General features: G+C 43.8%; 20 protein-coding genes. 16 read left to right on the forward strand and 4 right to left on the reverse strand.

The genetic code is table 11. The features are described 5' to 3' along the window. Nucleotides 1–17 precede the first annotated feature (17 nt). The 8 genes from AAFN85_RS21085 to AAFN85_RS21120 are packed head-to-tail and all read left to right on the forward strand — an operon-like array spanning nucleotide 18 to nucleotide 7,842. Entirely contained in the window at nucleotides 18–1,379 is a 1,362-nt protein-coding gene (locus tag AAFN85_RS21085) for an oligosaccharide flippase family protein (protein ID WP_347529593.1), read from the forward strand. A 4-nt stretch (nucleotides 1,380–1,383) separates the two neighbouring features. Further along, a complete protein-coding gene (locus AAFN85_RS21090; protein ID WP_347529594.1) occupies nucleotides 1,384–2,040 on the forward strand; it encodes an acyltransferase in 657 nt (218 codons plus the stop codon). Next, the gene (locus AAFN85_RS21095; RefSeq protein ID WP_347529595.1) at nucleotides 2,028–3,305 is read left to right on the forward strand and encodes a hypothetical protein; all 1,278 of its coding nucleotides are present in this window, start codon (nucleotides 2,028–2,030) and stop codon (nucleotides 3,303–3,305) included. Before AAFN85_RS21090 ends, AAFN85_RS21095 begins: the two co-directional genes overlap by 13 nt. A gap of 9 nt (nucleotides 3,306–3,314) precedes the next feature. Next, nucleotides 3,315–4,085, forward strand: coding sequence for a glycosyltransferase family 2 protein (locus tag AAFN85_RS21100; protein ID WP_347529596.1), 771 nt, complete (start codon nucleotides 3,315–3,317; stop codon nucleotides 4,083–4,085). Between the two features lie 3 nt (nucleotides 4,086–4,088). Beyond that, nucleotides 4,089–5,387: a glycosyltransferase gene (locus tag AAFN85_RS21105; protein ID WP_347529597.1), complete on the forward strand. Its 1,299-nt coding sequence runs from the start codon at nucleotides 4,089–4,091 to the stop codon at nucleotides 5,385–5,387. 2 nt (nucleotides 5,388–5,389) lie between these two features. After that, nucleotides 5,390–6,559, forward strand: a complete 1,170-nt coding sequence (locus AAFN85_RS21110) for a glycosyltransferase family 1 protein (protein ID WP_347529598.1) — start codon at nucleotides 5,390–5,392, stop codon at nucleotides 6,557–6,559. Beyond that, nucleotides 6,510–7,226: an acyltransferase gene (locus AAFN85_RS21115; protein WP_347529599.1), complete on the forward strand. Its 717-nt coding sequence runs from the start codon at nucleotides 6,510–6,512 to the stop codon at nucleotides 7,224–7,226. Before AAFN85_RS21110 ends, AAFN85_RS21115 begins: the two co-directional genes overlap by 50 nt. A 10-nt stretch (nucleotides 7,227–7,236) precedes the next feature. Then, nucleotides 7,237–7,842 (forward strand): DapH/DapD/GlmU-related protein, encoded by a 606-nt coding sequence (locus tag AAFN85_RS21120; RefSeq protein WP_347529600.1) that lies wholly within the window; start codon nucleotides 7,237–7,239, stop codon nucleotides 7,840–7,842. A 179-nt stretch (nucleotides 7,843–8,021) separates the two neighbouring features. Here the strand turns inward: AAFN85_RS21120 and AAFN85_RS21125 are convergent, their stop codons facing one another. Then, a complete protein-coding gene (locus AAFN85_RS21125) occupies nucleotides 8,022–8,687 on the reverse strand; it encodes an acyltransferase (protein ID WP_347529601.1) in 666 nt (221 codons plus the stop codon). A 381-nt stretch (nucleotides 8,688–9,068) separates the two neighbouring features. On the opposite strand from AAFN85_RS21125, the gene AAFN85_RS21130 reads away from it, so the two are divergent. The 8 genes from AAFN85_RS21130 (at nucleotide 9,069) to AAFN85_RS21165 (ending at nucleotide 18,676) form a co-directional block, all read left to right on the forward strand. Next, complete coding sequence (locus AAFN85_RS21130) at nucleotides 9,069–10,241, forward strand: DUF1972 domain-containing protein (RefSeq protein WP_347529602.1); 1,173 nt, start codon at nucleotides 9,069–9,071, stop codon at nucleotides 10,239–10,241. 14 nt (nucleotides 10,242–10,255) lie between these two features. Beyond that, on the forward strand, nucleotides 10,256–11,062 hold the full coding sequence (locus AAFN85_RS21135; protein WP_347529604.1) for a polysaccharide biosynthesis/export family protein: 807 nt from the start codon (nucleotides 10,256–10,258) through the stop codon (nucleotides 11,060–11,062). A gap of 478 nt (nucleotides 11,063–11,540) precedes the next feature. Continuing rightward, nucleotides 11,541–12,143, forward strand: coding sequence for a PAS domain S-box protein (locus tag AAFN85_RS21140; RefSeq protein WP_347529605.1), 603 nt, complete (start codon nucleotides 11,541–11,543; stop codon nucleotides 12,141–12,143). 214 nt (nucleotides 12,144–12,357) lie between these two features. Then, nucleotides 12,358–12,879, forward strand: coding sequence for a DUF892 family protein (locus AAFN85_RS21145; protein ID WP_347529606.1), 522 nt, complete (start codon nucleotides 12,358–12,360; stop codon nucleotides 12,877–12,879). A gap of 353 nt (nucleotides 12,880–13,232) precedes the next feature. After that, nucleotides 13,233–15,788, forward strand: a complete 2,556-nt coding sequence (locus AAFN85_RS21150) for a hypothetical protein (RefSeq protein ID WP_347529607.1) — start codon at nucleotides 13,233–13,235, stop codon at nucleotides 15,786–15,788. Nucleotides 15,789–15,925: 137 nt separating this feature from the next. Then, nucleotides 15,926–16,630 (forward strand): 3'-5' exonuclease, encoded by a 705-nt coding sequence (locus AAFN85_RS21155; RefSeq protein ID WP_347529608.1) that lies wholly within the window; start codon nucleotides 15,926–15,928, stop codon nucleotides 16,628–16,630. After that, nucleotides 16,614–18,521 carry a DUF294 nucleotidyltransferase-like domain-containing protein gene (locus AAFN85_RS21160; protein ID WP_347529609.1) on the forward strand — a complete coding sequence of 636 codons (1,908 nt, stop codon included), beginning with the start codon at nucleotides 16,614–16,616 and terminating at the stop codon, nucleotides 18,519–18,521. Before AAFN85_RS21155 ends, AAFN85_RS21160 begins: the two co-directional genes overlap by 17 nt. Next, complete coding sequence (locus AAFN85_RS21165) at nucleotides 18,521–18,676, forward strand: GIY-YIG nuclease family protein (protein ID WP_347529610.1); 156 nt, start codon at nucleotides 18,521–18,523, stop codon at nucleotides 18,674–18,676. Before AAFN85_RS21160 ends, AAFN85_RS21165 begins: the two co-directional genes overlap by 1 nt. Nucleotides 18,677–19,612: 936 nt before the next feature. Here AAFN85_RS21165 and AAFN85_RS21170 read toward each other — a convergent pair. The 3 genes from AAFN85_RS21170 to AAFN85_RS21180 all read right to left on the reverse strand — a co-directional run bounded on the left by AAFN85_RS21170 (nucleotide 19,613) and on the right by AAFN85_RS21180 (nucleotide 23,641). Further along, complete coding sequence (locus tag AAFN85_RS21170; protein WP_347529611.1) at nucleotides 19,613–20,770, reverse strand: glycoside hydrolase family 76 protein; 1,158 nt, start codon at nucleotides 20,768–20,770, stop codon at nucleotides 19,613–19,615. A 63-nt stretch (nucleotides 20,771–20,833) separates the two neighbouring features. Then, complete coding sequence (locus AAFN85_RS21175) at nucleotides 20,834–21,970, reverse strand: SusE domain-containing protein (protein ID WP_347529612.1); 1,137 nt, start codon at nucleotides 21,968–21,970, stop codon at nucleotides 20,834–20,836. A 45-nt stretch (nucleotides 21,971–22,015) separates the two neighbouring features. Beyond that, nucleotides 22,016–23,641 carry a RagB/SusD family nutrient uptake outer membrane protein gene (locus AAFN85_RS21180; protein ID WP_347529613.1) on the reverse strand — a complete coding sequence of 542 codons (1,626 nt, stop codon included), beginning with the start codon at nucleotides 23,639–23,641 and terminating at the stop codon, nucleotides 22,016–22,018. Between the last annotated feature and the right edge of the window lie 3 nt (nucleotides 23,642–23,644).

The raw sequence follows: 23,644 nt of genomic DNA on the forward strand, positions 1-23,644 counted from the left end.
CCCCCATTACTACTTATATGTTACAGGCATTAACAATTAATATCAGCCGCTTTTTTAACAAAGGGCACGAGCGCTCGGTAAGGGCGCGTAAAAACATCTTTCGGTCGGTATTGCTGAAGGTAGGCAGCGTAGCTATTACCCTGGTGTTGGTACCGCTTACCATAAGGTATGTTAACCCTACGCAATATGGTATTTGGCTTACGCTAAGTTCATTGATAACCTGGGCGGCTTTGTTTGATATGGGCCTGGGCAATGGCTTAAAAAACAAGCTTGCCGAAGCTATAGCCCTTAACGAACCCGAAAAGGGCCGGGTGTACATCAGTTCAACTTACGCCATTATGGCTGTAATAGGCCTGCTGATGTTTATAGTGTTTTATTTTATAAACCCCTTTATAAAATGGACAAGCATTTTAAACGTGCCCGATGATGGCAGCGGCTACCTTAACCAGGTGGTGTTGATCATCTTCGCGTTTTTTTGCTTTCAGTTTGTAGTACAGCTCATCAATACGGTGTACGCGGCAAACCAGGCGCCCGCTAAAACGGCGCAGCTTAATTTAATTGGGCAGGTTTGTTCGCTTGTAGCCATATTGTTGCTAATAAAATTTCTGCCGGGTTCTTTAACCTGGCTGGTGATGGTGATGGCGGGTGTGCCTTTGCTGGTAATGCTTGGGGGAAGTATGCTAGCGTTTAAAGGCGATTTCAGGTCACTGGCACCCGCCATCAGCGTGATAAATTTTAAAAGTGCCAGGCAAATGCTAAGCGTTGGCAGCACTTTTTTCATTATACAGATCTGCGCGCTGGTTATGTACGAGTCGGACAATATGGTCATCACCCAGTTGTTCGGCCCTAAAGAGGTTACTACTTTTAATATCGCCTACAGGCTGTTTTCGGTAGTACTTATGTTTTTCGTGGTGGTGATCACACCGTTCTGGAGCGCATTTACCGAGGCTTTCACTAAAAACGAATTTGAGTGGATCAAAAACGCGCTTACTCGGATCAATAAACTTTGGCTGGGGCTTAGCTTGTGTACCATTTTGCTTACGGCCATCTCGCCATGGGTGTACCAGGTATGGGTTGGTAAAAGCGTTTCGGTGCCCTTTAGCCTATCTATCGCTATGTGTATTTATATTATCACGCTGATATACCAGGCCATCCACGTGCAGTTTTTAAATGGGATAGGGAAAATTAAGCTACAGCTTTACCTGGGGATAGGCACATCGATAATCAATATCCCACTATCTATCCTGTTGGGTAAATGGATAGGAGTGGCGGGCATCCCGCTGGCAAACGCGCTAATCTTCGTGATCATGGGGATCGTTTTTTCAACCCAAACCAACCGTATCATTAACCGTACCGCTACAGGTATTTTTAACAGGTAACAATATGGCTATCGCATATCTTTTCCGGAAATTTTATAGGGGCCTTAGGGTTGCTTATTTCGGCATGGCACGCAGGTATTCGCATGTGGTTACCACGTTTAAATTTCACCTTAACGGGGTTAAATTCAATAAAGATTTTGTTGGCTATGGCATTCCTATTTTGGATGTTAACATGGAGGGTAAATTCTCCATCGGCAAAAAATTTTGGTTCAACAGTGGTAAATATCATGCCATGGGCGGCAGGCAGCAGCAATGCTATTTTGTAGTTGCCAAAGGTGCCGAATTGAGTATTGGCGATTATGTGGGCTGCACTTCGGTAGCTTTTATCTGCCACGATAAAATAAAGATAGGCAACCATGTAAAGATCGGTATCAATACCGTGATATACGATACCGATTTCCACTCGCTATACGCCGAAGCGCGCAATGATATCCCCGAGCGTTTGGATGGCCTACGTACCAAACCGGTGATCATTAAAGATGGCGCTTTTATAGGTGGCCATACCACCATATTGAAAGGCGTTACCATAGGCAAAAACTCGATAGTAGGGGCAGGGTCGGTAGTATTCCAGAGCGTTCCCGACGAGCAGATCTGGGCTGGCAACCCGGCAGTTTATGTACGTGATACTTATAAAATGGAGTTAGAAACATGCAGCAGGTAAACCAGGCATTTTACGCCCTTTTATTTTTGATCATGGTGCTGGCATCGTTTTTCCACATGCAGGCACCGGTCCTTGGGCTGGCATTGCTCATTATTTTGCCGCCCGTAAAACACCAGTTTGCCGCCATTAAAATGGCCGGGGTTTTTGCGGTGCTTTTTATCCCCGCTGTACTTGGGCTTATAGCCGGGTACCAAAACGCCACTTATCTTATTTTAAAAGATTTTTACTATTTCTCTATCCCGGTGCTGTTCATGCTTTCGGGCATTGTGCTGGCCAGACGTATTGAGGTCGAATTGTTTCTTAAAACCATTGTTATAGCCGGTGTGCTGGTATCATTTGTGGTAACCGGTATTTCCATATCATATATGGGTGTTGGTGCCCTTGCCGATCCTTATTCGGCCCACTACGCTATAGGTATAGTAGGTGCCCCTGCACCTCCGCTGGCTTTTGCCTGTTTGCTGTTTACCCGCAAGTTTAACATCACGCTGTTCAGGCGTGCATTGTTTAATATTTTCCTGGCTGTAAATGCTTTTGGTATTTACATGTTTGCTTCGCGTACCTATTTTATCATTACGCTGTGCTTTTTGATGTTGCTTGTGGTTGATAAGATCAAAAAGATCTGGATCTTCCCTATAATTTTCGTTTTGGGTCTGCTCGTGATCGTGCTGCCTTTTATTACTTTCAGCGTTGATTCCAACAGTACTTTCCTCAACAAAATAATGGGATCCTTTAACGAGGTGAGCATCGGTAACTACAATACCGAGCAGGATATTAACCTGCGCTACCGCGGATATGAATCGTTCATGGCCCTGCGCGGCTACCTGGAAGGTGGCATGCGCGATTGGGTGTTTGGAGGTCTCGGTAAACTCATCGACCTTAAAACTTTTGTACGCCTGGGCGAGGATGTTGATTTTCAATACATTCCTGTTTTGCACAACGGCTGGCTCTACATCCTGGTAAAAACCGGAGCTGTAGGCGTAATTACCTATATCACCATATTTTTCGGGTTGATCATCACCAAATGGCGCTTATATGCCAATACTGCGGGCAAACCGGTTATTCGCATGTTTTCGGCTTTTATAATCGGTTGTGTGTTAAGCCTGCTGCTTACCAATTACATTGTAACAGCTTTTTTTAATATGGAGATGAGTGTGCTGATGGTAACGCTGGGCTACAGCTATATCAATGTTCACGTGCTTGTACACAAGCTCAAGATAAAACAACAAGAGGTTAAACTGGAACTTGCCGGATTAGCCGCTATTTAAAATTACGATATGGAACACACTTACAAGGCAGAAAAAGTAACCATTATCACCGTTGTTTATAACGCTGTAAATACCATTGAGGGTACTATGCAAAGTGTTATCAACCAAACGTATAATAACATCGAATACATTATTGTCGACGGTGGATCGACCGATGGTACACTGGCCATTATCGAAAAATATCGCGCCCATATTGATCAGTTTATCAGCGAGCGCGACAAAGGCATTGGCGATGGCTTTAACAAAGGCATCGCGATGGCCACCGGCAAATGGATAGGCATGATCAATGCCGACGATTGGTACGCCCCTGATGCCGTTGAGGCGATAATGACCAATGTAGATAAGGAAGATTTTGTATGCTGCGGTAACATTCGCCTGATGGGTGGTAATGGTACCGAGCGTGATAAAAAAAGCAAGGTAAGCTGGCTCAACTTCGGCATGTATATTATGCACCCAAGCTGTTTTGTAAGGCGCAGCGTTTACCGCGAGGTAGGCAACTACGATATAAGCCTGCGCATAGCTATGGATTTTGATATGTTTTTACGCATTAAAAGTTTTGGCTATAGCATCAAATATATTGATCATGTAATTGCCTATATGCGTACCGACGGGGTAAGCAATGATACCGTAAAGATGCATAAGGAAGAGTTAGCTGTAATGAAACGGCACCTGCACGGCGTAAGCTACCTGTTATCGTGCCTGTTCAATTACCTCAACAGGCTTAGGTGGCGCTTTTTTTATAAAGATCCTTTCCGTAAACCAATCACTTTACAGGCATAGCGTATGGAAAAAAAGATACTCATATCTGCATACGCCATATCGCCCTATAAAGGTTCGGAATATGGTGCGGCCTGGAATACGGTTATCAACCTATCGTCGAAACATGAGCTGTGGGTGCTCTACGGCATGTCTGACGATCATATGGGCGATACCCAAAGCATGCGCAAATATCTGGAAGATAACCAGGTGCCCAATGTACATTTTGTTGAAGTGCAGCCAGGACCCATTGCTAAAGCTATCAACCTGCTTAATAAAGCCGGTTTAGGTTGGTTTTTTTATTTCGCTTATACGCTGTGGCAGCAAGAGGCCTGTAAAGCTGCCCGCAAACTATTGCTCACTGAAGATATTGATGTGTTACACCAACTTGGCCCTATAGGCTACCGTGAGCCCGGTTTTTTATACAAGCTTGGCAAACCACTGGTTTGGGGGCCGATAGGTGGGATGATGGTTATTGATAAACGCTTATCTGCCAATAAACCGATGATGACCCGGTTTAAATTCGGCCTTAAAAACTTAATTAACAGGCTGCAGTTGGGCTATTCATCGCGCATAAAGAAAGCTTTTGAATATGCCGATGTGTTGATCTCGGCCACCCGTGCCGGGCAGTATACCATTATGAGCAGGTTTAGCCGCGAAAGTTATTACCTGTCTGAGCAAGGCATTATTGGCAAGATCAGGCTGGATGAAACCAAGTTTAGCAGCGATGTTGCGCGCCTTATTTGGTGTGGTACCCATATCGAACGTAAAAACCTGCAGCTGTGCCTCGATGCATTGGCAATGGTTAAGCACAGCAACTGGCAACTTGATATTTTAGGTTGCGGGCCGCTTACCGATAAGTTAAAGCAATATGCCGATAACCTCGGCCTAAGTAAAAATATTATATGGCACGGTCAGCTTAATCGCACCCAAGCCATACAAATGATGGAGTCGGCCCACCTGCACATCATTACCAGCATAGCTGAGGATAACCCTGCCGTGGTTTTCGAGGCCATGAGCTGCGGTGTTCCTTCGCTTACTATTGATCATCATGGCATGGGCGATGTGATCAATCACGAAAATGGGATCAAGGTGCCGGTTAATGAATACCCCATACTGGTAAAAGATATAGCCGAAAGGCTGGATAAATTATTTGCCGAACCAGCCCAGTTAAAAACACTGGCCTATACAACTATTGCCCGCGCCACTAATTTTCAGTGGGACAAGAGGTTGGCCATGCTTAACCGGGCTTATGACGAGGCTATTATGGCTCACGAAAAACGTACAGCCTATTTAATGCCGGACGAAAACTTAATTGCCTTATGAACATGCGCCATCAAAAAATAAGGGTAGGTATTGATGCCAAATGGTACTTCGACGGTCCGCCGAGCGGGCATGTTGTTGTCAAGAATTTGGTTGATGAGATGATCAGGAACAATGATGGCCGGTTTGATCTTTACCTGTTCATTACCAGTAAATACAAAGATCAGGCGTCGTTGCATTTTCCTATCGATGTAAAGCTGATTTTTTTACCGGGTATCCCTAACCTGCTATCAAACCTGTTCCTGATACCGATAGTGACCTTTTTTTATGGGATTGATGTGCTGCTGTTTCAAAACTTTGGCAGCGCATGGCCCGCGATCGCGCTGAAAATAGCCTACATCCATGATGTATTGTTTCTTGATCACCCGGAATATTATACCCCCGGCGAGGTAGCCTACTTTAAGCAGATGATCCGTTTTGCAGCCAAAGCTGATAAAATTATTACCATATCCAACAGCGAAAGGCAACGCATGGAAGATCATAACGTGTTGCCATCAAATAATATCGATGTGGTTTATCATGGCATCAACGAAAAGTTTAAACCGCTTTCGGCCTATCAGTCTGATGCCATTGAAGCCTTGGAAGATAAATATAACTTGCCCGAGAGATACCTGTTGTATGTTGGCCGGGTGAACATCCGCAAAAACCTGATCAACCTGGTGCGCTCGCTTGCACTGCTAAAACAGCATAATATTAAACTGGTAATAGCCGGCAAGCGCGCTGGTGCCTATCCCGAACTGGAGGAGTGCATAGCTAAAAATCAACTCCAAAACGATATCATTTTTACCGGCCATGTGCCCGAAGATGACCTGTACCTGCTGTACGCTCGCGCAACTGTTTTTTGCTTCCCTTCATATGCCGAAGGTTTCGGTTTGCCACCCTTGGAAGCTATGCAGTGCGGGGTGCCCGTTGTGGTTTCAAACCGCACCGCCATGCCCGAGGTTTGCGGACAGGCCGTACTTTATACCGATCCGGACAATGCCGAAAAAATGGCTGCCCAAATAGAATTGTTATTAACCGACGAGGCTTTGTACCACCAAAAAGCGAAACAGGGTATTGCCCAGGCCCGCAAGTTCTCGTGGAAAAAAGCCTCTAACGAAATATTAACCCTAATAACTGAAGCTTATGCTGGTAGAAAAAATTATCCGAAAGCTGAAACGCAACCCCGATTATAAGTGGGAAAGCAAGTACACCTTCAGGGATATGAGGGTGATATTATTAAGCCGAACAAGCCAGATCTTGCGCGGTGGCTGGATGCGCCTGTTTTTGAAACACGTTGAAGGTCTGCTTTTTATCGGTAGCAATGTAAAAATTAAACATGCTTACCTGGTATCGGCAGGTAAAAACCTCATTATTGAGGATAATGTGTTTATCAACGCGCTATCGTACGATGGTATTTCGATAAAAGATAATGTATCCATTGCCCGTAACTGTACGCTTGTTGGTACAGGTATTATTTCGCAAAAAGGTAAAGGTATCAGTATTGGTAATAACACTGGTATCAATGCAGGGGCATATCTCGGCGGACAAGGCGGTATCGAAATTGGCGATAATGTGATCATCGGTCCCGGGGTGCAGGTATTTTCTGAAAATCACAATTTTTCAGATATCAATGTAAATATTAAAGATCAGGGAGTATCCCGCGATGGTGTTGTTATTGAAAACGATTGCTGGATAGGGGCGGGAGCCATCATCCTGGCCGGGGTAACTATTGGCAGTGGTTGTGTAATAGCCGCCGGTAGTGTAGTAACCCGCTCGGTAGCAAGCGACTCTGTAGTGGCTGGTGTACCCGGTAAAATTTTAAAAAGCCGCAAAGTAGTAAGTGTAGGTAAGGTTGCATAAAATATTAACAATGATGAACATAGTACATGAGCATATTATTGATCAGAAAGTTGAAGTTAAACAGCCTGGCTCAATGACCTCGGCATTCAATAAACTAAAAGGTGCATGCTTGTATATGGCCTGTGGCGCTATTGGTTATTTCCCATTTCATACCTTAAGGATCTTTTTTCTGCGGATGTTGAAAGCCAAAATTGGTAAACGCACCGGTGTTTATCGTGGTTTTGAAGTAAGAAGTCCGTGGAAATTGAAGATCGGTAGTGGTTCTATCATCGGTCACGGTGCTTTGCTTGACGCCCGGAGCGGACTAACCATTGGTAATAGCGTGAACCTGAGTAACGAAGTAATGATCTGGACTTTGCACCACGATTATAATGATAGCGGTTTTGCCCAATCGGGTGCGCCGGTAGTTATTGGTGATTACGCCTGGATCTGCTCGCGGGCAATTATTTTGCCTGGGGTAACTGTAGGCGAGGGTGCGGTAGTTGCGGCCGGTGCGGTTGTTACGCGGGATGTTGCGCCGTACACCGTGGTGGGCGGCGTGCCTGCCAAAGCCATTGCCCGGCGAAATGAAAATTTGAATTATGATTTAGGCGACGCGATTTTGCCGATAATATAAGCTTTAAACACAATTCGTCATTGCGAGGAACGAAGCAATCGCGAACTATGCAGGGTGGCCTTGCCAATCGGGGATTGCTTCGTTCCTCGCAATGACGGCTCAAAGAAATGAATTATAGAATCCAGACTTACGAAGTTTTTAAAACTTCGTAAGTCTTACCGCTTCAAAAAGTATAACTCCTAATACTGCCAGGTAATATTCTCTTTCAAAACCCGCATCGGGTTGCCTCCAAAAATACTGTTATTGCCAATCAACTTTTTGGTCACTAATGATCCGGCCGCTATAATGCTTCCATCGGGCAGGTTAGCACCTTTCAAAATTGTACACCGGCAACCAACCCAAACATTATCGCCAATTATTACCTCTTTTGGGTGATTAAAAACCTGTCCGTTCTCATCAAAAATATGATGGAAGTCGGTATCCATCACCAGGCTTTCCCAACTGATGCCGCTGTTGTTGCCAATGGTTATTTGTTTTTCGGCAACTATGGCAACTTCGGTGCTCATGTTAAAATTTTCGCCGAAAGTTAGTGTGCCTTTTTCGCCCACGTTTATTTTACAACCGTGCATTATAAAGGCGCGGCCATTAAAAACCACTTCGCCAAAAACCTGCCATACGCCGCGGGCGCGCTTAAAATCAGAGATACCGACTTTACCGTAGCCAATTTGAATGAGGGCAGTTTTGACCGGTCCGTTTATGGTAACCTTTCCGCCCATTTTGTGCAGGTAAATATTGTTGGATATCAGTACCGGCAATTTGATAGCTGTTTTAAACGGGAAGTATTTGAAATTAAAAATGATGGATTTAAGGTTTACGCGCGAAAGTAGTTTTAGTGTTTTGCTCATTTATGTTCAGGGTTAAATGGCGTTTGTGTTTATTATAAATATACAAAAATATCCCCGCATATCAGTTGCCTCCCGGTGTAGCTTTTCAATAAAAAATACAGTAGGAAAATTCACTTTCAGGGACTGCTAATTTACACAAAATTGCTTTTGAATAATAATTGATATAATACTATTATTGGGTGCTTGTTGCTATATCGTTGTTTGTTTTGTTCATAACTATTCACTCCGTTCATTCCGTTCATGTGCCTCAATAAGGCATCAAAAAAGGCTTTTTATGTGTAATATTAGTCATTAATTAGTTTTTGATTATCCATTTAATGATGGGTATTAAAGTTAATAAAACTGAATTAATATTTATATAATATCAAATACAATTGACTTATGCGCATCGCCATCATCGGAACAAGAGGTATCCCCAACCACTACGGTGGATTTGAACAATGTGCCGAATACCTATCGGCCGGCTTAGTGAAAAAAGGTTATGAGGTTGTGGTTTACAATTCCCATAATCACCCATATCAGCAAAAGGAATGGAACGGGGTCGAGATTCGGCATTGCTACGATCCCGAATGTAAATTGGGTACTATCGGGCAGTTTTTTTATGATTTGAACTGCATAAAAGATGCGCGTAAGGGCAATTTTGATATTATACTGCAATTGGGTTATACCAGTAGCTCGGTATGGTCATTCCTTTTTCCGGGCAATACTGTAGTCACCACCAATATGGATGGTTTGGAATGGAAACGGGCCAAGTATTCAAAACCGGTGCAGCGCTTTTTGCAGTTTGCCGAAAAGCTGGCCGTAAAATACAGTGATCACCTGATAGCCGATTCGCCAGAAATTCAGCGTTACTTGGGTAATAAGTATCAAAAAGAAGCCACTTTTATACCGTATGGTGCAGAGATGTTTGATAATCCTGAACAGGATGTGCTTGATGAATATAGCTTGAAGGCATACGAGTACGATATGCTGATTGCCCGCATGGAACCCGAAAACAGTGTGGAAACTATTTTAGATGGTGTGGTTCGTGCCGATAGGAACAGGCCATTTTTGGTGGTAGGCAATACCAACAATAACTTCGGCGAATACCTGAAATTAAAGTTTGCCCATTCTCCTAAAATAAGGTTTGTTAATGGCATCTATAATATAGGTAAGCTTAATAACCTGCGCTATTATTCAAATCTTTACTTTCATGGGCATACCGTTGGCGGCACAAATCCCTCGCTGTTGGAAGCAATGGCATCAAATAGCCTCATCTGCTCGCACGATAACAAATTTAACCGCGCGGTTCTAAACGACGATGCTTTTTACTTCAGCACCGCAATGGACGTAGCCGAACATCTGCGCGCCGCCAATAAAACAGCCGAAACATACCAGCACTTTTTGGCCAACAACACCCATAAAATAAAAACGGTGTACACCTGCCAGAATATAGTGGATGCCTACGCGGCCCATTTTGAAGCCATTAAAATTAAAAACGCAAAAACAATTCCAGCATTACCAAACGCAGCACCACAGGTTGCATTATACTTAGAGAACGCACAAATTTCATAAACACCATAATCCAGATGACCAGAAATAATTTCCCCCAGTTATTATTGTTGGTTTTTGTTGCATGTATCATGACTGCCATGTTCAGCTCATGCTCGTACAAACAAAGCCAGGCATTTTTAGACCGTAAAAATGCGAGCGTGCCCATAACCGGTTACACCGGCAGCACAGATGTTTACAAAATAAAAGCCCAGGATGTTTTGCAGGTGCGTAACCTGCAAAACATTAAATACATTGTTGACGACGTACCCGCCTCCGCGGGAACCGGCACCCCGTCGGCATCTGGCGGCGGGGCTGCAGGTCTTGGCCAAAGCTATGAAGTTGCCGAAGATGGCAGCGTTGCTTTGCCGGTAATAGGCAGGGTAGCGGTACTGGGCCTTTCGCGCCTGGAGGCCGCTAACAAAATTCAGGACCTTTACAGCAAAAATCTAATCAAAAACCCCATTATCGAGGTTAAGATCATTAACCTCAAGGTGACGCTTTTGGGTGAAGTGCGCAAGCCCGGCAATTATCCTCTTGTTAGGGATAATACCAGCCTGATAGATATGCTTGGCGAAGCCGGTGGCATAACCGATAAGGGAAATGAAAAGCATGTTAAAATTGTACGCGGAGGGGTAACCAATCCGCAGATTCTGGAGATCGATCTTAGCGATGTTAACGCCTTATCAAACCCGGCCATTATGCTGCAAAACCAGGATGTTGTTTATATCGAACAGAATAGGAAATCTCTCCGGAACGAAAAACTCCAAAATTTTACAACCCTCATCCAGCCCGCGCTCATTTTATTAAACTCGGCACTGATCATTTTTACGTTGCGTAAATAACCGCGCTTCGGTTTCATTATCATTTGTTTACCCGTTATTACCGGCTTGAAATGGCCGGTGGTAACGGGTTTTCGTGGTTTATTTTTGTGCTCATGTAATTGAATAAAATGAACTGGCCAATTATGCGTTAGCGTTCATGGTTATTGCATATATTTCAATATTGAAACCTGAATGTTGTGTTTTTATTAAAAAAGCCCCGTTTTTACTATCTATAGCGAATGATTTTTAAGAATGGTTTGGCAGAAATAGCCGGATGATGTAATGAAATTATTTGCGATTTGATTGTTGGGGGGAGGGGCTCCGCGTTAGGGATTGCAGTGGAAAGCCCACAGCGCGCGCAGGGAGTAAGCAACGGGGAAGGCGAGGACTTTGAACGAAAAGCCCGCCCGTTGGCTAACGGGAACGCCCAATTTATAATGCTAATAAATATATTTTTGATTATAGGCACATTGTAAATAGTTGTTGATTAGAGTTTAGTATGGAAACACTTGTTACCATAAATGAAAATGACAGCACGTTTGGGGTTTTATTTTATCAAAACCCTTTGCCCGCATGGATCATTGAAACAGGCACCCTTAAGTTTATAGCCGTTAACAACGCGGCCGTTAAGCAATATGGATATTCGCGCGAGGAATTTTTGAACAGTACAATAGCGCTTGTGGGCTTACCCGGAGAAGATGATAGTTACCGGGCCTTATTAAACAGGTCTTTAGATAATCAAAGTACTACCACCGAACTTGTACATATAAAGAAAGATGGCGCGCTGGTTTACGTTAATGTTTCGTTGTATAGCGTTTGTTTTTGCAGCAACCAGTGTCGCATGATGATAGTGAACGATATTACTGATAAGCGCTTTGGGGTCGAGATGATTAACGCGCACAATAAAAAGCTGGAGGATCTGGCTTTTATTAATTCGCACCTTATTCGTAAACCGCTGGCCAATATATTGGGTATCATTTATACGCTTGATTACCACAATTGCTGTAAAGATGAATTTAAGCAATCAATAAACATGCTTAAACTAAGCGCCGATGAGCTTGATGATGTGATCAGGAAAATTAATTTACAGTTAGAAGTTTAAATTTATTATAAGATTTTGTTTTTATTAAGTGACAGATTTACAAATATTTAATTATTTTTAAAAATTGCCTGGATGCTTTACGGCTGCGTGTATTGGATAAGGTTGGCCATTAAGTAAAAAGATCAAGAAAACCTGTTACTGCTTTAGTTCGTACTTTATTAAATTTATTAACTATTTGTTGATTTTATCACGATGCTAACCAATACCCCTGTTAATGGAAAATGAACCTGGTAAAGTATTTGCACCCCTAAGTCCCGGAGCAGAAAAGTTGCAATCATTTTTTATGGAGCACCTTAACCGCCTTTATTGCGCCAAAGCTCACATTGTTGAGCGTTTGCCTGATATTGTTGATGCTGCCCGTTTTAAAAGCATAAAAACGGATATTAGCTGTGCCATTGAGCTGGCCGAATTGCAGGTAGCTAAAATGGATCAGATATATGGTTTATTTAATGCCCGTTATTCGTTTGAGAAAGTAGACGGATTGATCGAATTTTTAGAACGATCGTTCACTTCTTTTCAGTGGAATATGGCTGATCCTGATTTGAGTGCTATCATGATCATTTCTTATCTTGGTTTTATTGAATGCCTGGAAATTACTTCTGTGCACATTTTGAAGCTACTTGCTATTAAACTAAAAAATGAGAAACTAACACAACTGTTGAAGGATAACTTTGTTAAAGTTGATCGTACGTTAACATCTCACTTAACAAATATTTATACAGATACTGCTCAATAATACTGTTTCCTTATCTCTGCGATCTTCTGAAGTGCAAATAACGATTAACTTATAGTTATTGCTATTTGGCACTATGTTCATTTTTACACTCCTGTTCATTTTTGTTCATTTTGTACTTGTACAACTTGTGGGAATTTTTTGATGCTTTTGAAGCAAACTTAATCTTGCAGGATTCCGTAATATTGTACTGAGCCTTATCAATGATCAATCCTGCAAGATGAGAATTGTGAACGGGTTGTTGAATAATAGTTAAAAACAAAATCGTATTTGAGTTATCGTTTAGTGATGTATCCCCCTAATGCAAAAAACTTATCGTTTAGTACTTGAATTTGCGTTATTAAATGTGTGTAAATATGACAGTTATTTCTCATCCTCATTACGAGTTATTAAAAAGGGAATTACTAAAAGCGTCGGGATTTAAAAGTATTAGTCCGGCCGATTGCCGGATAATTGCGGCTATGGTGACTGATAAAACGAGATATTGTATCAGTGAAACTACCTTAAAAAGGATCTATGGTTTCGCGCTAAGCCGGTTTAACCCTTCGTCGTTTACGCTTGATGTGTTATCACAATATTGTAACTACAATAGTTGGAAGGCATTTTGCGAAATAAGGATCTCCAACAATGTAGAAACAGTGGTTAGCGACCTGGATTGGAGTACTTTTCAAAAAAAGGTAGCTAACGTAACCAATTCTACCCTGCAGGCTATCAGGAACAGGGCGGGTATCCCATACCATTTTGCTGTTAAGCGCGAGTTGGTTGGGGCGCATTTAAATGAGTTTATACATTCATCGCATACAAACGCGGTACTGTGTGCTCCTGCGGGTCATGGTAAAACCATTGCCCTGTGCCAATGGGTTGAAGAACGGATGGAAATGAACCTGGCCGGCATACGTGATGATGCCGTTTTGTTTATTAACGGCAGCGCGCTTATAAACGCATGGCAAAGTGGCCGTGACCTGGTTGAATGGGCTTTGGCATTGGTAGGTTGCAGCACCAAACAACAATTGGATGATCTGATAAGCCGTAAGCAAAACAAGGGGAACAAGTTTTATTTTGTAATTGATGCTTTTGATGAGCACGTATTAGGAGTTGAGCAATTTGAACTGATATTAAACTATTTGGTGAAGGGATTGGCCTTACATCAAAATAATAACTGGTTAAAGGTGATCGTTACTTTAAGGTCATCAACCTGGGTAAGCTACCGGCACCAGTTGCAGGCCGAAGGTAACGAGTGGTTTACCGGTTTTAACGCCGAGAACAACGAACGCAGCAATGTGCCGCTGTTAAGTTATAAAGAGATCAGCCAGCTATGGCTGCGCATTAACCCGGCTTTTCAAAGCAATATTTGCCCCGAAGCGGCCGAGAAGCTAAGCCATCCTTTGTTTTTTCAATATTACTACAAACAGCACCGTGGCAATTTTACGCCCGGTAGCCTGGATAATGTTTGTATCTATGAACTATCTGCCGCCTTTATTTTAAACAATGTTTACCTGGGTAAAAACGCTACCGAAAAGGTGTTTGTGATAAAAAGCATTGTTGAACAATTGGATTTTAAGAGCGGGAACTACGGGGTGCCGGCAAACAACGTTTCGGCGTTGCTTAAGCAATACAACGAGGCCTATCGTGATTTGCTGGGCATTGGCTTTTTAAAAGAGGTTAGCTCGGGCAGTGAGTATGATCTGCAAACCCGCATCGTTTTTAGCAATAATTTCCTGGAGCATAGCGTTGCCAAAACAATACTCGGCAGGTTTGATAATAAATTGAATGAAGGCTTTGTAAATTATTTTAACGATAATTTTGTTGTTGATAAATACAAGCTTCCGGTGCTTAAATGGTGTTTGGTTTTTGCTATAAAAACCGGGCAGCAAAATAGCTTAGCTTATCTTACCGATATAAATTTAAGCGGCGCTGAGCGTGCCGAGATGATGCTGTTTATTGGAAGTTTGCTGGAGAAAGAATGTTCATCAATAAAAGAAAACGAGCAGTTGCTACAGTACTTTAAACAGGTATTCAGCGAAAAAATGTTCGATTATTTTTTTACGCTCGATCTGATCGATCCGGCACACAAACGCACCCTGTTAACTATGTTGCGGTTTGAACTTTCGGACCAGCAAAAAATAATTATGCATGCGGCCCTGGGTATTATAGCCGTAATACAACTCGATTTAAAAGAACTGAAAGTAAGGTTGGATGAACTTGAAAAGTTTAGCGACTATGAGTTTGAGAGACTGCCGATAAGCCCCTTGAAATGTCTTAGCGCGTTTTACCTCTTTTTGCAAAAAGGTGTTATCCCGCACGAAATTTTTGAAGGCATTGATCAGCTATCCTTCTCGCCTGTTTTTACTGATGAACAGGTGCGCCCCTGCGAGGTTAACGACATGCTTTTTATACAGGCAGCCTACACCATGCTCATCTGCGGCGACCCATATAAGGTTGTGCGTTTTGTAAACATGGTAAGGAACCATTATCAAACAGCCCAAATTGAAGAAGCCAAAACGCAGTTTGCCTTTTTTATTAACCTGCTACAAGCCGAGGCCTGGTTTGGGATAGGAGAAACCGACAGGGCTTTAAAACTGTTTGGCCCCATAGCAGATACTTTTGGAGTAGGTGGCAAACAGCTTGGCCCCATTATCAAAGCACGCTTTTATAATTTAAAAATAAAACTGCTCATGAACACCCCGCGCGAAGATCTGATCATTGACGAACTGAAATGCGTTAACGCCATTGCAGAGGATTCTGGTAACAAGATCCTTAAAATGAATGTGCTCATGATGCTGTTGAAGCATAATGGCGTGCTTGATCAATATCCGTTTTTTAAGCAGCAGGCGGTGCATGATCTAACAGCTATCATAAACCGTAGCGGCCTTAACCGCGATAGGTTTAATGTGCCTAATGTGGTGGGATAGATATATAGCAAGATAATATAGTGTACAGCCTGTGTTGAAATATGTTCGGCACGGGCTGTGTCATTTATAACCGCGTTATTTCTTTGTATCTATATCCGGTTTTCTGCATCATTCAAATAAATTCATAAATTTAGCATGTGCAAGATTACCTTTTATTCATCGATACCGAAACCTCGGGCCTGCCCATTAAATGGGACCAGCCTTATTGTAATAACGATAACTGGCCCTACGCGCTGCAGGTATCGTGGATAGTGTACACTAATGATGGCCATGAAGTGAAGCGGGAAGATCATTATATAAAAGATAATGATTTTACCATCAGCGAAAAAGCATTTAAGGTACATGGCCTCACGCCTCAATTTTTGACCGAGAACGGTGAATGGCGCAAAGATGTAATGGCCAAGCTTGCCAATGATCTGATCCATTTTGAGCCTTTGGTAATAGGGCACTTTATTGAGCTTGATTTGAACGTTGCCGGGGTGGAATTTTATCGCACCGGCATACCCAATCCGCTGGATAACCTCAAAACATATTGTACTATGCTGGCCACTACCAAATGGGTGCAAAATCCACAGGTAAAATACCTGCGGCTAAACCAATTGTACGAGGTATTATTTAACAAAACATTAGATAGGCAGCACAACGCCATGGAAGATGCCGAAGCCACTGCCGAATGTTTTTTTGAAATGCAAAAACGCGGTGATATTACCGAAGATGCTGTAGAGCACCAGGAAGTTTACCTGCAAAAGATCCGGTCGGAAAAAAAATATCTTTTACCGGCTGCCGTTATTTTAATATTGATCATCATCATAGCTTTTTGGGTACATGGTTCAACGTCTTGATTTTTTAAGTAAAGTTGCCCCTTTTAACTTGCTTCCGCAGGAGGTATTAGAGGAAGTTGCTGATCAGTTACAGGAGATCCGCTATAGTAAAGACACGCTGATTTATCAGCAGGAAGTAACTAAAATGCGCGGCGTGGACATCATTGCTGAGGGTGAATACGAATCTTTTTTTTACGATAGCAAGCAGAATAAACGTCTGCTTGAAAATCATTACCCGGGCTACTGTTATGGTGGGATCTCGGTATTGCTTAACCGTAAGCAATCCATCCGCACGGTGATCGCTAAAAAGGGGACAACAGTTTTCTTTTTTCACCGCAAAGATTTTCGGTCGCTTTGTAAAGCTTACGAGGAGTTTTTTCAATATTTTACTTCGGATTTTGGTAAGCGGATGCTTAATGATGAGTTTGCTCATTTTTATAAAAAGCCTGCCACGTTCGAGGAAAGTTATATCGCTTCGGAGCAACTTTACTCCCGCAAAATTGAGAATATCGAATATCGGGATATTGTTTCCTGCAGTAGCGACACACCTGTTTTTGAAACGGCCCGGTTAATGGCCCGGCATAAAGTAAGCTGCATTTTTATAAGGGATGAGCAAAGCAAAATTGTTGGTTATGTAACCGATATTACTCTGCGCGATAATGTGACAGCTAAACAATTAGATACTGGACAAGCTATTGCCAATGTGATGGATAATCCCATTGTTTGCATTAGTACCAGCGCCTATGTTTATGAGGCTATCCTGATGATGTTCCGCACCAAAACACGTTACCTGCTTATTAAAAATGGTGATGAGTTTGTAGGCAGTATCAGCAGAAATAAATTACTGGCCGAGCAGGCCCAATCGCCGCTGGTATTTATCCAGTCGGTTAAGCAGGCTATTTCCGTACAGGAGTTGAAGCGCAAATGGGAGTCGGTACCGCAAATGGTTACGCAGTTGTTGGGTAGGGGCGTAAATGCCGAGATCGTTAACCAGGTGATCACTACTATTGCCGATACCATCGCTATTAAGGTGATAGAAAGCGTTATCGAAACCATGGGCCAGCCACCTGCCAAATTTGTTTTCATGGTGCTTGGCAGCGAAGGCCGCAAGGAGCAAACCTTTAAAACCGACCAGGATAACGCCATTATATACGAAGATAAAGCTAACGAACACCGCGAACAGGTGCGCGAATATTTTCTGGCTTTTGCCCAACAGGTATCTGAAAAGCTCGATCATATAGGCTTCAGCTTTTGCACAGGAGGCTATATGGCTCAAAATCCTAAATGGACACATTCCCTTTCGCACTGGAAGCGGAACTACGAAAGCTGGATGACCGAAGCCGTGCCTGAAACGGTGATCCAGTTCTCCACCTTTTTTGATTGCAGGTACCTATACGGTGAGGCCAGCATTATGGATGAGCTGAAGGGGTTTTTGGATGAGGAATTACAAAAGCCCTTAGGCAAGATCTTTTTCCACCTGGCAAAAAACGCCCTGCAATACGAGCCGCCACTAACCTTTTTCAAAAAAATAAAAACGTTTACCAAAGACAGCCAGGAAGTTTTCGACATTAAAAAATCGATGACTCCGATTGTAGATCTGGTGCGGGTGTATGCCCTTCGCCACCGTATTTTTGAAGTAAATACCGGCGAGCGCCTTAAAGCCCTGAAAGAAAAAGGTGTATTTAACGAACAGGAAGCGCATGAGCTTACGCAATCATATTATTTCCTGATGAGCCTAAGGTTACGTAATCAAGCTTCCCAAATTATCCAGGATCGCACCGAACCCGATAATTACATTGACCCTGATAAACTTACCAAAATTGAAAAGGTGGCGTTAAAGGAGATCTTTAAAACGATTGATAATTTCCAAACGAGGATAAAGCTGGAGTTTACTAATAATTTGTTTGGGTAATGATAAATATTGGGCTGAACCAATATCATGTTTATATATTAAAGTATGCTGACGGTTCATATTATACCGGCATTACCAATAATATTGAACGAAGAATCATTGAACATCAATCTGGTGAGAATCCTAACTGTTACACTTTAAACGTCGGCCACTAACGTTAGTATTCAATGAAATTTTCAATGATGTTAATCAGGCAATAGCATTCGAAAAACAAGTTAAGGGTTGGAGGAGAGCGAAAAAAGAGGCCATTATAAGAGGCGAATGGGATCTGTTACCAGAATTAGCTAAAGCTAAAGGCTTAAAAGAACCTTAATAGCCTTAGCGTGAGGGCCTGTCACCCTGAGCTTGTCGAAGGGTCGCGCGCAGAGGCCCTGCCCACCATACTTCGACAAGCTCAGCATGACACCCGATTTTCGTTGTGCGAGGGCCTGTCACCCTGAGCTTGCCGAAGGGTCGTGCGCAGAGGCCCTGCCCGCCATGCTTCGACAAGCTCAGCATGACACCCGGTTTTCGTTATGTGAGGGCCCGCCACCCTGAGCCTGTCGAAGGGTCGCGCGCAGAGGCCCTGCCCACCATACTTCGACAAGCTCAGTATGACACCCGGTTTTCGTTATGTGATAGTTTGTCATTCTGAACCTGTCGAAGGATCGCGCGCAGAAGCCCAGCCCACCATACTTCGATAAGCTCAGCATGACACCCGATTTTCGTTATGTGATAGTTTGTCATTCTGAACCTGTCGAAGGATCGCGCGCAGAAGCCCAGCCCACCATACTTCGACAAGCTCAGTATGACACCCGGTTTTCGTTATGTGATAGTTTGTCATTCTGAACTTGTCGAAGGGTCGCGCGCAGAGGCCCTGCCCACCATACTTCGACAAGCTCAGCATGACACCCAATTTTCGTTGTGCGAGGGCCTGTCACCCTGAGCCTGTCGAAGGGTCGCGCGCAGAGGCCCTGCCCACCATACTTCGACAAGCTCAGCATGACACCCAATTTTCGTTGTGCGAGGGCCTGTCACCCTGAGCCTGTCGAAGGGTCGTGCGCAGAGGCCTCGCCCGCCATGCTTCAACAAGCTCAGGATGGATGCCTTTTTTACAACTTCCCGGCCGCCTTCAAACTCGCGGCAGCTTCAACCATCATTACACCGCTTAACTGCGTAGTGAGATCAGTTGTACCCGATGGCGCCTTCTTCCAATCCGGACTGATCATGAATGATGGCCGTTCAATAGCCTGGGTATATAATGTTTCGGCGTTGAACTTCAGGAAGGTGATCAGCTTTGTTCTATCCGCTTCATTAACATCGGCATCAAGGGCCAGTAGCGTCATATATCTAACTAAAATCCCTTTAAACAAACCGCCATCGCCCTGCCCTTCCGATTTTAGGATTCCGCCGGGCGAGATATCCGTATCAAGCATAGTGGCATTGGCTGTATTTACCGCATCGGTAAGGTAGGCGGCATCTTTAGTGGCATGGTAAAGCTCTAAGGCCGCACCTATGAATACGCCTTGGTTATAGGTGAATTTCCATTTGCTGATCTGCCCGTCGCCATTAGCGTTGATGCCGTCCCAGATAATGCCCGAAGGATCGAGCAGGGTTTTCTTTAGCCAGGTGTACAGGCGTTTGGCTGTGGCAAGGTCGGCTTCGTTTTTCTCCAGCATGTAAAGCCTTGCCGCAAAGATGATGGCAGGCGCGTTAGCCGGGGTGTTTTTGTAATCCAACTGGTTTTTACGCCAGGCTATGCCGCCGCCCTGGTTGCTGTTCTCTCCGGTTTGAATGTCGGTCCACAGGGTATGGGCTGCTGTAAGGTATGTGGCATCGTTGGTAGCGCTGTATGCCCTTAAGGTAGAGAGCGACAGCCATTCCATATCGTCATAAAAATTATTGGATAGCCCGCCGTTGCTGGTTTTGATACCGGCCAGTAGTGAACTCATCCGCTGCTTGTAGATATCATTTTTGGTGCGCAGGTAGCCATCAGTAAAAATATCCAGCGTATGGGCGTTAGGCCAATAGTTGAATACCGTACTGCCCGCGTTATTAGCTACAAAATAGTTGCCATTGGCAGACAGAAAGGTTGTATAGGTTTTATCCTGCAAGGTATCGGCTGTTTGGGCGTATTTATAATCTACTTTTACCGATGCCCTGTTGCCATATAATGGAAAAGGTTTATCCTTGAGGCACGAGGAAAAGCCCATTGCCATGCCGCCTGTTAAAGCAAGCATAGCTATATTGTTGATCACTTTATTTTTCATAAAATAAGCTTTTTGTAAACCCATCGCCTGGCTTAAAACCCGGCAATGGGCATACCATTAATATTATTTAACAGTAACAGAGTGGGTGTAAGCGGCTGCATCAGCGCTAAAATCAACTATGATATCGGCGTTGTGGTTATCGGCAGCGCCGGTGAACTTAAAGCAGAAATCGTATTGTGCGTTGTTAACCGGCACCATGTAATAAAACGACTTAGCCGTATTCGCATCCGGGCGACTGTTATCTGAGTTTTTGCTACCGTAATACTGGGTTGAAGTAGCACCTGCCGCATCTTTAAATGTAAAGCGGAATTTATAACGCTCGTCACGTCCCCATGATTCCTGGTGAAAAACGATCGAGGCATTATCAATTTCCCATTTACCACCTGCTTTGTATGGCAGCGGGAACCAAACTTTGTTATCGGCAGCAAACCATAAACCTACTTCAGTTACTTCGGTAATTGCTGCTGATGCCGAAGTGAAATCAACCACAATACGTTCAACTTTGGTAGCGCCGGTTACGGTGGTGTTACCGTCTTTCAATAGTTTAACACCATCAACAGAATAAGTTGCAGGCGTACCGGTGTTGCGCTCGGCAAAGTGATAAGTACCCGCTTTTAATGATGTCCAGGCCTCGAAAACACCCGCAGCCGTTTGTTTAAAGTGCACGGCTTTGCTCAGGTCTTCACCACCTTCAGTCGCTGAACCGGTAAGGTACAGATCAACAGGAATATCGGTAAAACCGGCTGCACGCTGAACTTCTATAATGTTAGATACTGTTGCTTTAACCACGTTGATACCTTTAGATGACATTACAGTCCATTTCAGTTTGCCGGTGGCTTGTGGCTGGATGCCTGCCAGGTCGGCTACCTTGTTCAGGTCTTTGTACGACATGGTTAGTTTGTTGTATAAACCATTCGCATCTGATGGGATGGTGTAGATAGGTTTAGAAAAATCGCCGTTCTCTTTATCAAAAGCAACTTCGTACAATACCAGACCATTATCTTCGGCATGGGCTTCGGCCCACTCGAAAGTGGCCGAACCCGTTACCGGCTCCAACTGAATAAATTTGTTGTTTGCCGGGCCGAAGAGATTGGTTACAGCAGAAACATTAGTGTGATTTAAGGTTTTGTCTTTTTTGCAACCGGTTATGGATAGTATAGCTATGATGCCTGCCATAAGGCAGTATGTAATATTTTTCATGATCGTAATTGATTATAATGTCTTGTTTTATAAATAATTATTGATTTACCAGCCTGGGTTTTGGGTTAAATTAGGGTCAACGGCACGCTCATCACGCGGGATTGGCCACAGGTAAGCCTTACTTTTATCAAAAGTGCGCTGGTTAGCCCGGATGTAACCATTATCAACCGAAGCAGGGCCAAATTTGGCACCATGCGCCCAACCATTCAACACCGTTTCGGCAGTACGCCAGCGGCGGATATCGAATACGCGGAGGCCTTCCATAGCCAATTCAACACGGCGTTCGTTACGAACAATTTCGCGTAGATCGGCCTGGCTTCCGGCAGGGAAATTCAATGCAGGTGCATCGGTAAATCCGGCACGGCTGCGCAGTGCTTTAATGGTTTTATCCCAAACACCGGCATCCAGTTGGCCAAGCTCATTTTTAGCTTCGGCGTACATCAATAGCACATCGGCGTAGCGGATCAATATGAGGTTTAAACCCGATTGGAAATTTACGGCAGATGCAGGGTCGTAATATTTGCGGGTATAATAGCCTGTAGGCGAGCTTACTTTGCCCGGAGCGTATTCATCCGGTTTTGTAGCTCCCGGATCCGAACCTGGTTTGGTGTAGATAACCGTTGTACTGTTGTCCGGTTTTTTCCATTGGTAGCCATTATAAACCACTGTGTTGGTTAAGCGCGGATCGCGGTGAACGTATGGATTGTTTTCGTCATAACCAGATCCTGCATCGCCTATTTTTTTACCGTTATCCATCAGGTAGCTGTCAACCAGTTCCTGTGTAGGGGCAAGGGCGTTCAGGCGGGCACCAACGGCCAGTGGGGCCATATCAAAAAAGTTGCTGTAAGTTTTCAAATCGGGTACAAATTCCAGGTCGAGGATAACCTCGCTGTTGTACTCGTTTTGTGGTAAAAACAAACCTTCATACGATGGAAACAGGGCGTATGTGCCGTTGCTGTTATCGTTTATTAGCTTTTCGCAGATTGTGGTTACATCCTGCCAGCGGCCTTCGTATAATAATACACGTGCTTTTAATGCAATGGCTGCACCTTTGGTTATGCGACCCCGGTCGGCATCTTTATAAGCGGTGTTTACCGGCAAATCGGCAGCGGCGGCGTCAAGCTCTTTTAAAACAAAATCAACTACCTGTGCTTTAGGTGTACGGGCAAGCGTTTTTGATTCTTCGATGGTGATATCTTTATCAAACAACGGAACATCACCCCACCAGGTTTCGAGCATAAAATAGTGGAAGGCACGTAAAAACCTCGCTTCGGCCTTCATCCTTGCTTTTAGGGTGGCATCCATATCGGTTACCCTGTCCACATTCTCTAAGAATATATTGCTGGTTTTTATGCCGCCGTAATGATAACCCCATTCTTGTTTAATACGGCCTAAAGAGGCGTCGTAAGTACCTGCTGCCAATGATGCCGCACCCTGGTTGTCACCACGGCCGTTGTAGGCATTATCAGATGCGCCTTCGTTGTAAAAAAAGTAATCGTTACTGAACATCTGCGAGTATGCGGTGTTGAGTACGGCATTGGCTTTTTCGGTAGTTGTCCAGAAGTTACCATCGGTAAACTTGTTGGTAGGTGCCAGATCGAGCTTTTTACAGGCCGAAACACTTGCAAGCAATACCAGAAAAGCTGATTTATATAGTGAATTTCTTTTCATGAT

The sequence above is a fragment of the Mucilaginibacter sp. CAU 1740 genome (genome assembly GCF_039839285.1).
Classification (GTDB): domain Bacteria; phylum Bacteroidota; class Bacteroidia; order Sphingobacteriales; family Sphingobacteriaceae; genus Mucilaginibacter.

Bases quoted from the DNA above. Each gene is read 5' to 3' on its own strand.
- AAFN85_RS21085 (WP_347529593.1), top strand. From the start codon at position 18: ATGTTACAGGCATTAACAATTAATATCAGCCGCTTTTTTAACAAAGGG.
- AAFN85_RS21090 (WP_347529594.1), top strand. From the start codon at position 1,384: ATGGCTATCGCATATCTTTTCCGGAAATTTTATAGGGGCCTTAGGGTT.
- AAFN85_RS21095 (WP_347529595.1), top strand. From the start codon at position 2,028: ATGCAGCAGGTAAACCAGGCATTTTACGCCCTTTTATTTTTGATCATG.
- AAFN85_RS21100 (WP_347529596.1), top strand. From the start codon at position 3,315: ATGGAACACACTTACAAGGCAGAAAAAGTAACCATTATCACCGTTGTT.
- AAFN85_RS21105 (WP_347529597.1), top strand. From the start codon at position 4,089: ATGGAAAAAAAGATACTCATATCTGCATACGCCATATCGCCCTATAAA.
- AAFN85_RS21110 (WP_347529598.1), top strand. From the start codon at position 5,390: ATGCGCCATCAAAAAATAAGGGTAGGTATTGATGCCAAATGGTACTTC.
- AAFN85_RS21115 (WP_347529599.1), top strand. From the start codon at position 6,510: ATGCTGGTAGAAAAAATTATCCGAAAGCTGAAACGCAACCCCGATTAT.
- AAFN85_RS21120 (WP_347529600.1), top strand. From the start codon at position 7,237: ATGATGAACATAGTACATGAGCATATTATTGATCAGAAAGTTGAAGTT.
- AAFN85_RS21125 (WP_347529601.1), bottom strand. From the start codon at position 8,687: ATGAGCAAAACACTAAAACTACTTTCGCGCGTAAACCTTAAATCCATC.
- AAFN85_RS21130 (WP_347529602.1), top strand. From the start codon at position 9,069: ATGCGCATCGCCATCATCGGAACAAGAGGTATCCCCAACCACTACGGT.
- AAFN85_RS21135 (WP_347529604.1), top strand. From the start codon at position 10,256: ATGACCAGAAATAATTTCCCCCAGTTATTATTGTTGGTTTTTGTTGCA.
- AAFN85_RS21140 (WP_347529605.1), top strand. From the start codon at position 11,541: ATGGAAACACTTGTTACCATAAATGAAAATGACAGCACGTTTGGGGTT.
- AAFN85_RS21145 (WP_347529606.1), top strand. From the start codon at position 12,358: ATGGAAAATGAACCTGGTAAAGTATTTGCACCCCTAAGTCCCGGAGCA.
- AAFN85_RS21150 (WP_347529607.1), top strand. From the start codon at position 13,233: ATGACAGTTATTTCTCATCCTCATTACGAGTTATTAAAAAGGGAATTA.
- AAFN85_RS21160 (WP_347529609.1), top strand. From the start codon at position 16,614: ATGGTTCAACGTCTTGATTTTTTAAGTAAAGTTGCCCCTTTTAACTTG.
- AAFN85_RS21165 (WP_347529610.1), top strand. From the start codon at position 18,521: ATGATAAATATTGGGCTGAACCAATATCATGTTTATATATTAAAGTAT.
- AAFN85_RS21170 (WP_347529611.1), bottom strand. From the start codon at position 20,770: ATGAAAAATAAAGTGATCAACAATATAGCTATGCTTGCTTTAACAGGC.
- AAFN85_RS21175 (WP_347529612.1), bottom strand. From the start codon at position 21,970: ATGAAAAATATTACATACTGCCTTATGGCAGGCATCATAGCTATACTA.
- AAFN85_RS21180 (WP_347529613.1), bottom strand. From the start codon at position 23,641: ATGAAAAGAAATTCACTATATAAATCAGCTTTTCTGGTATTGCTTGCA.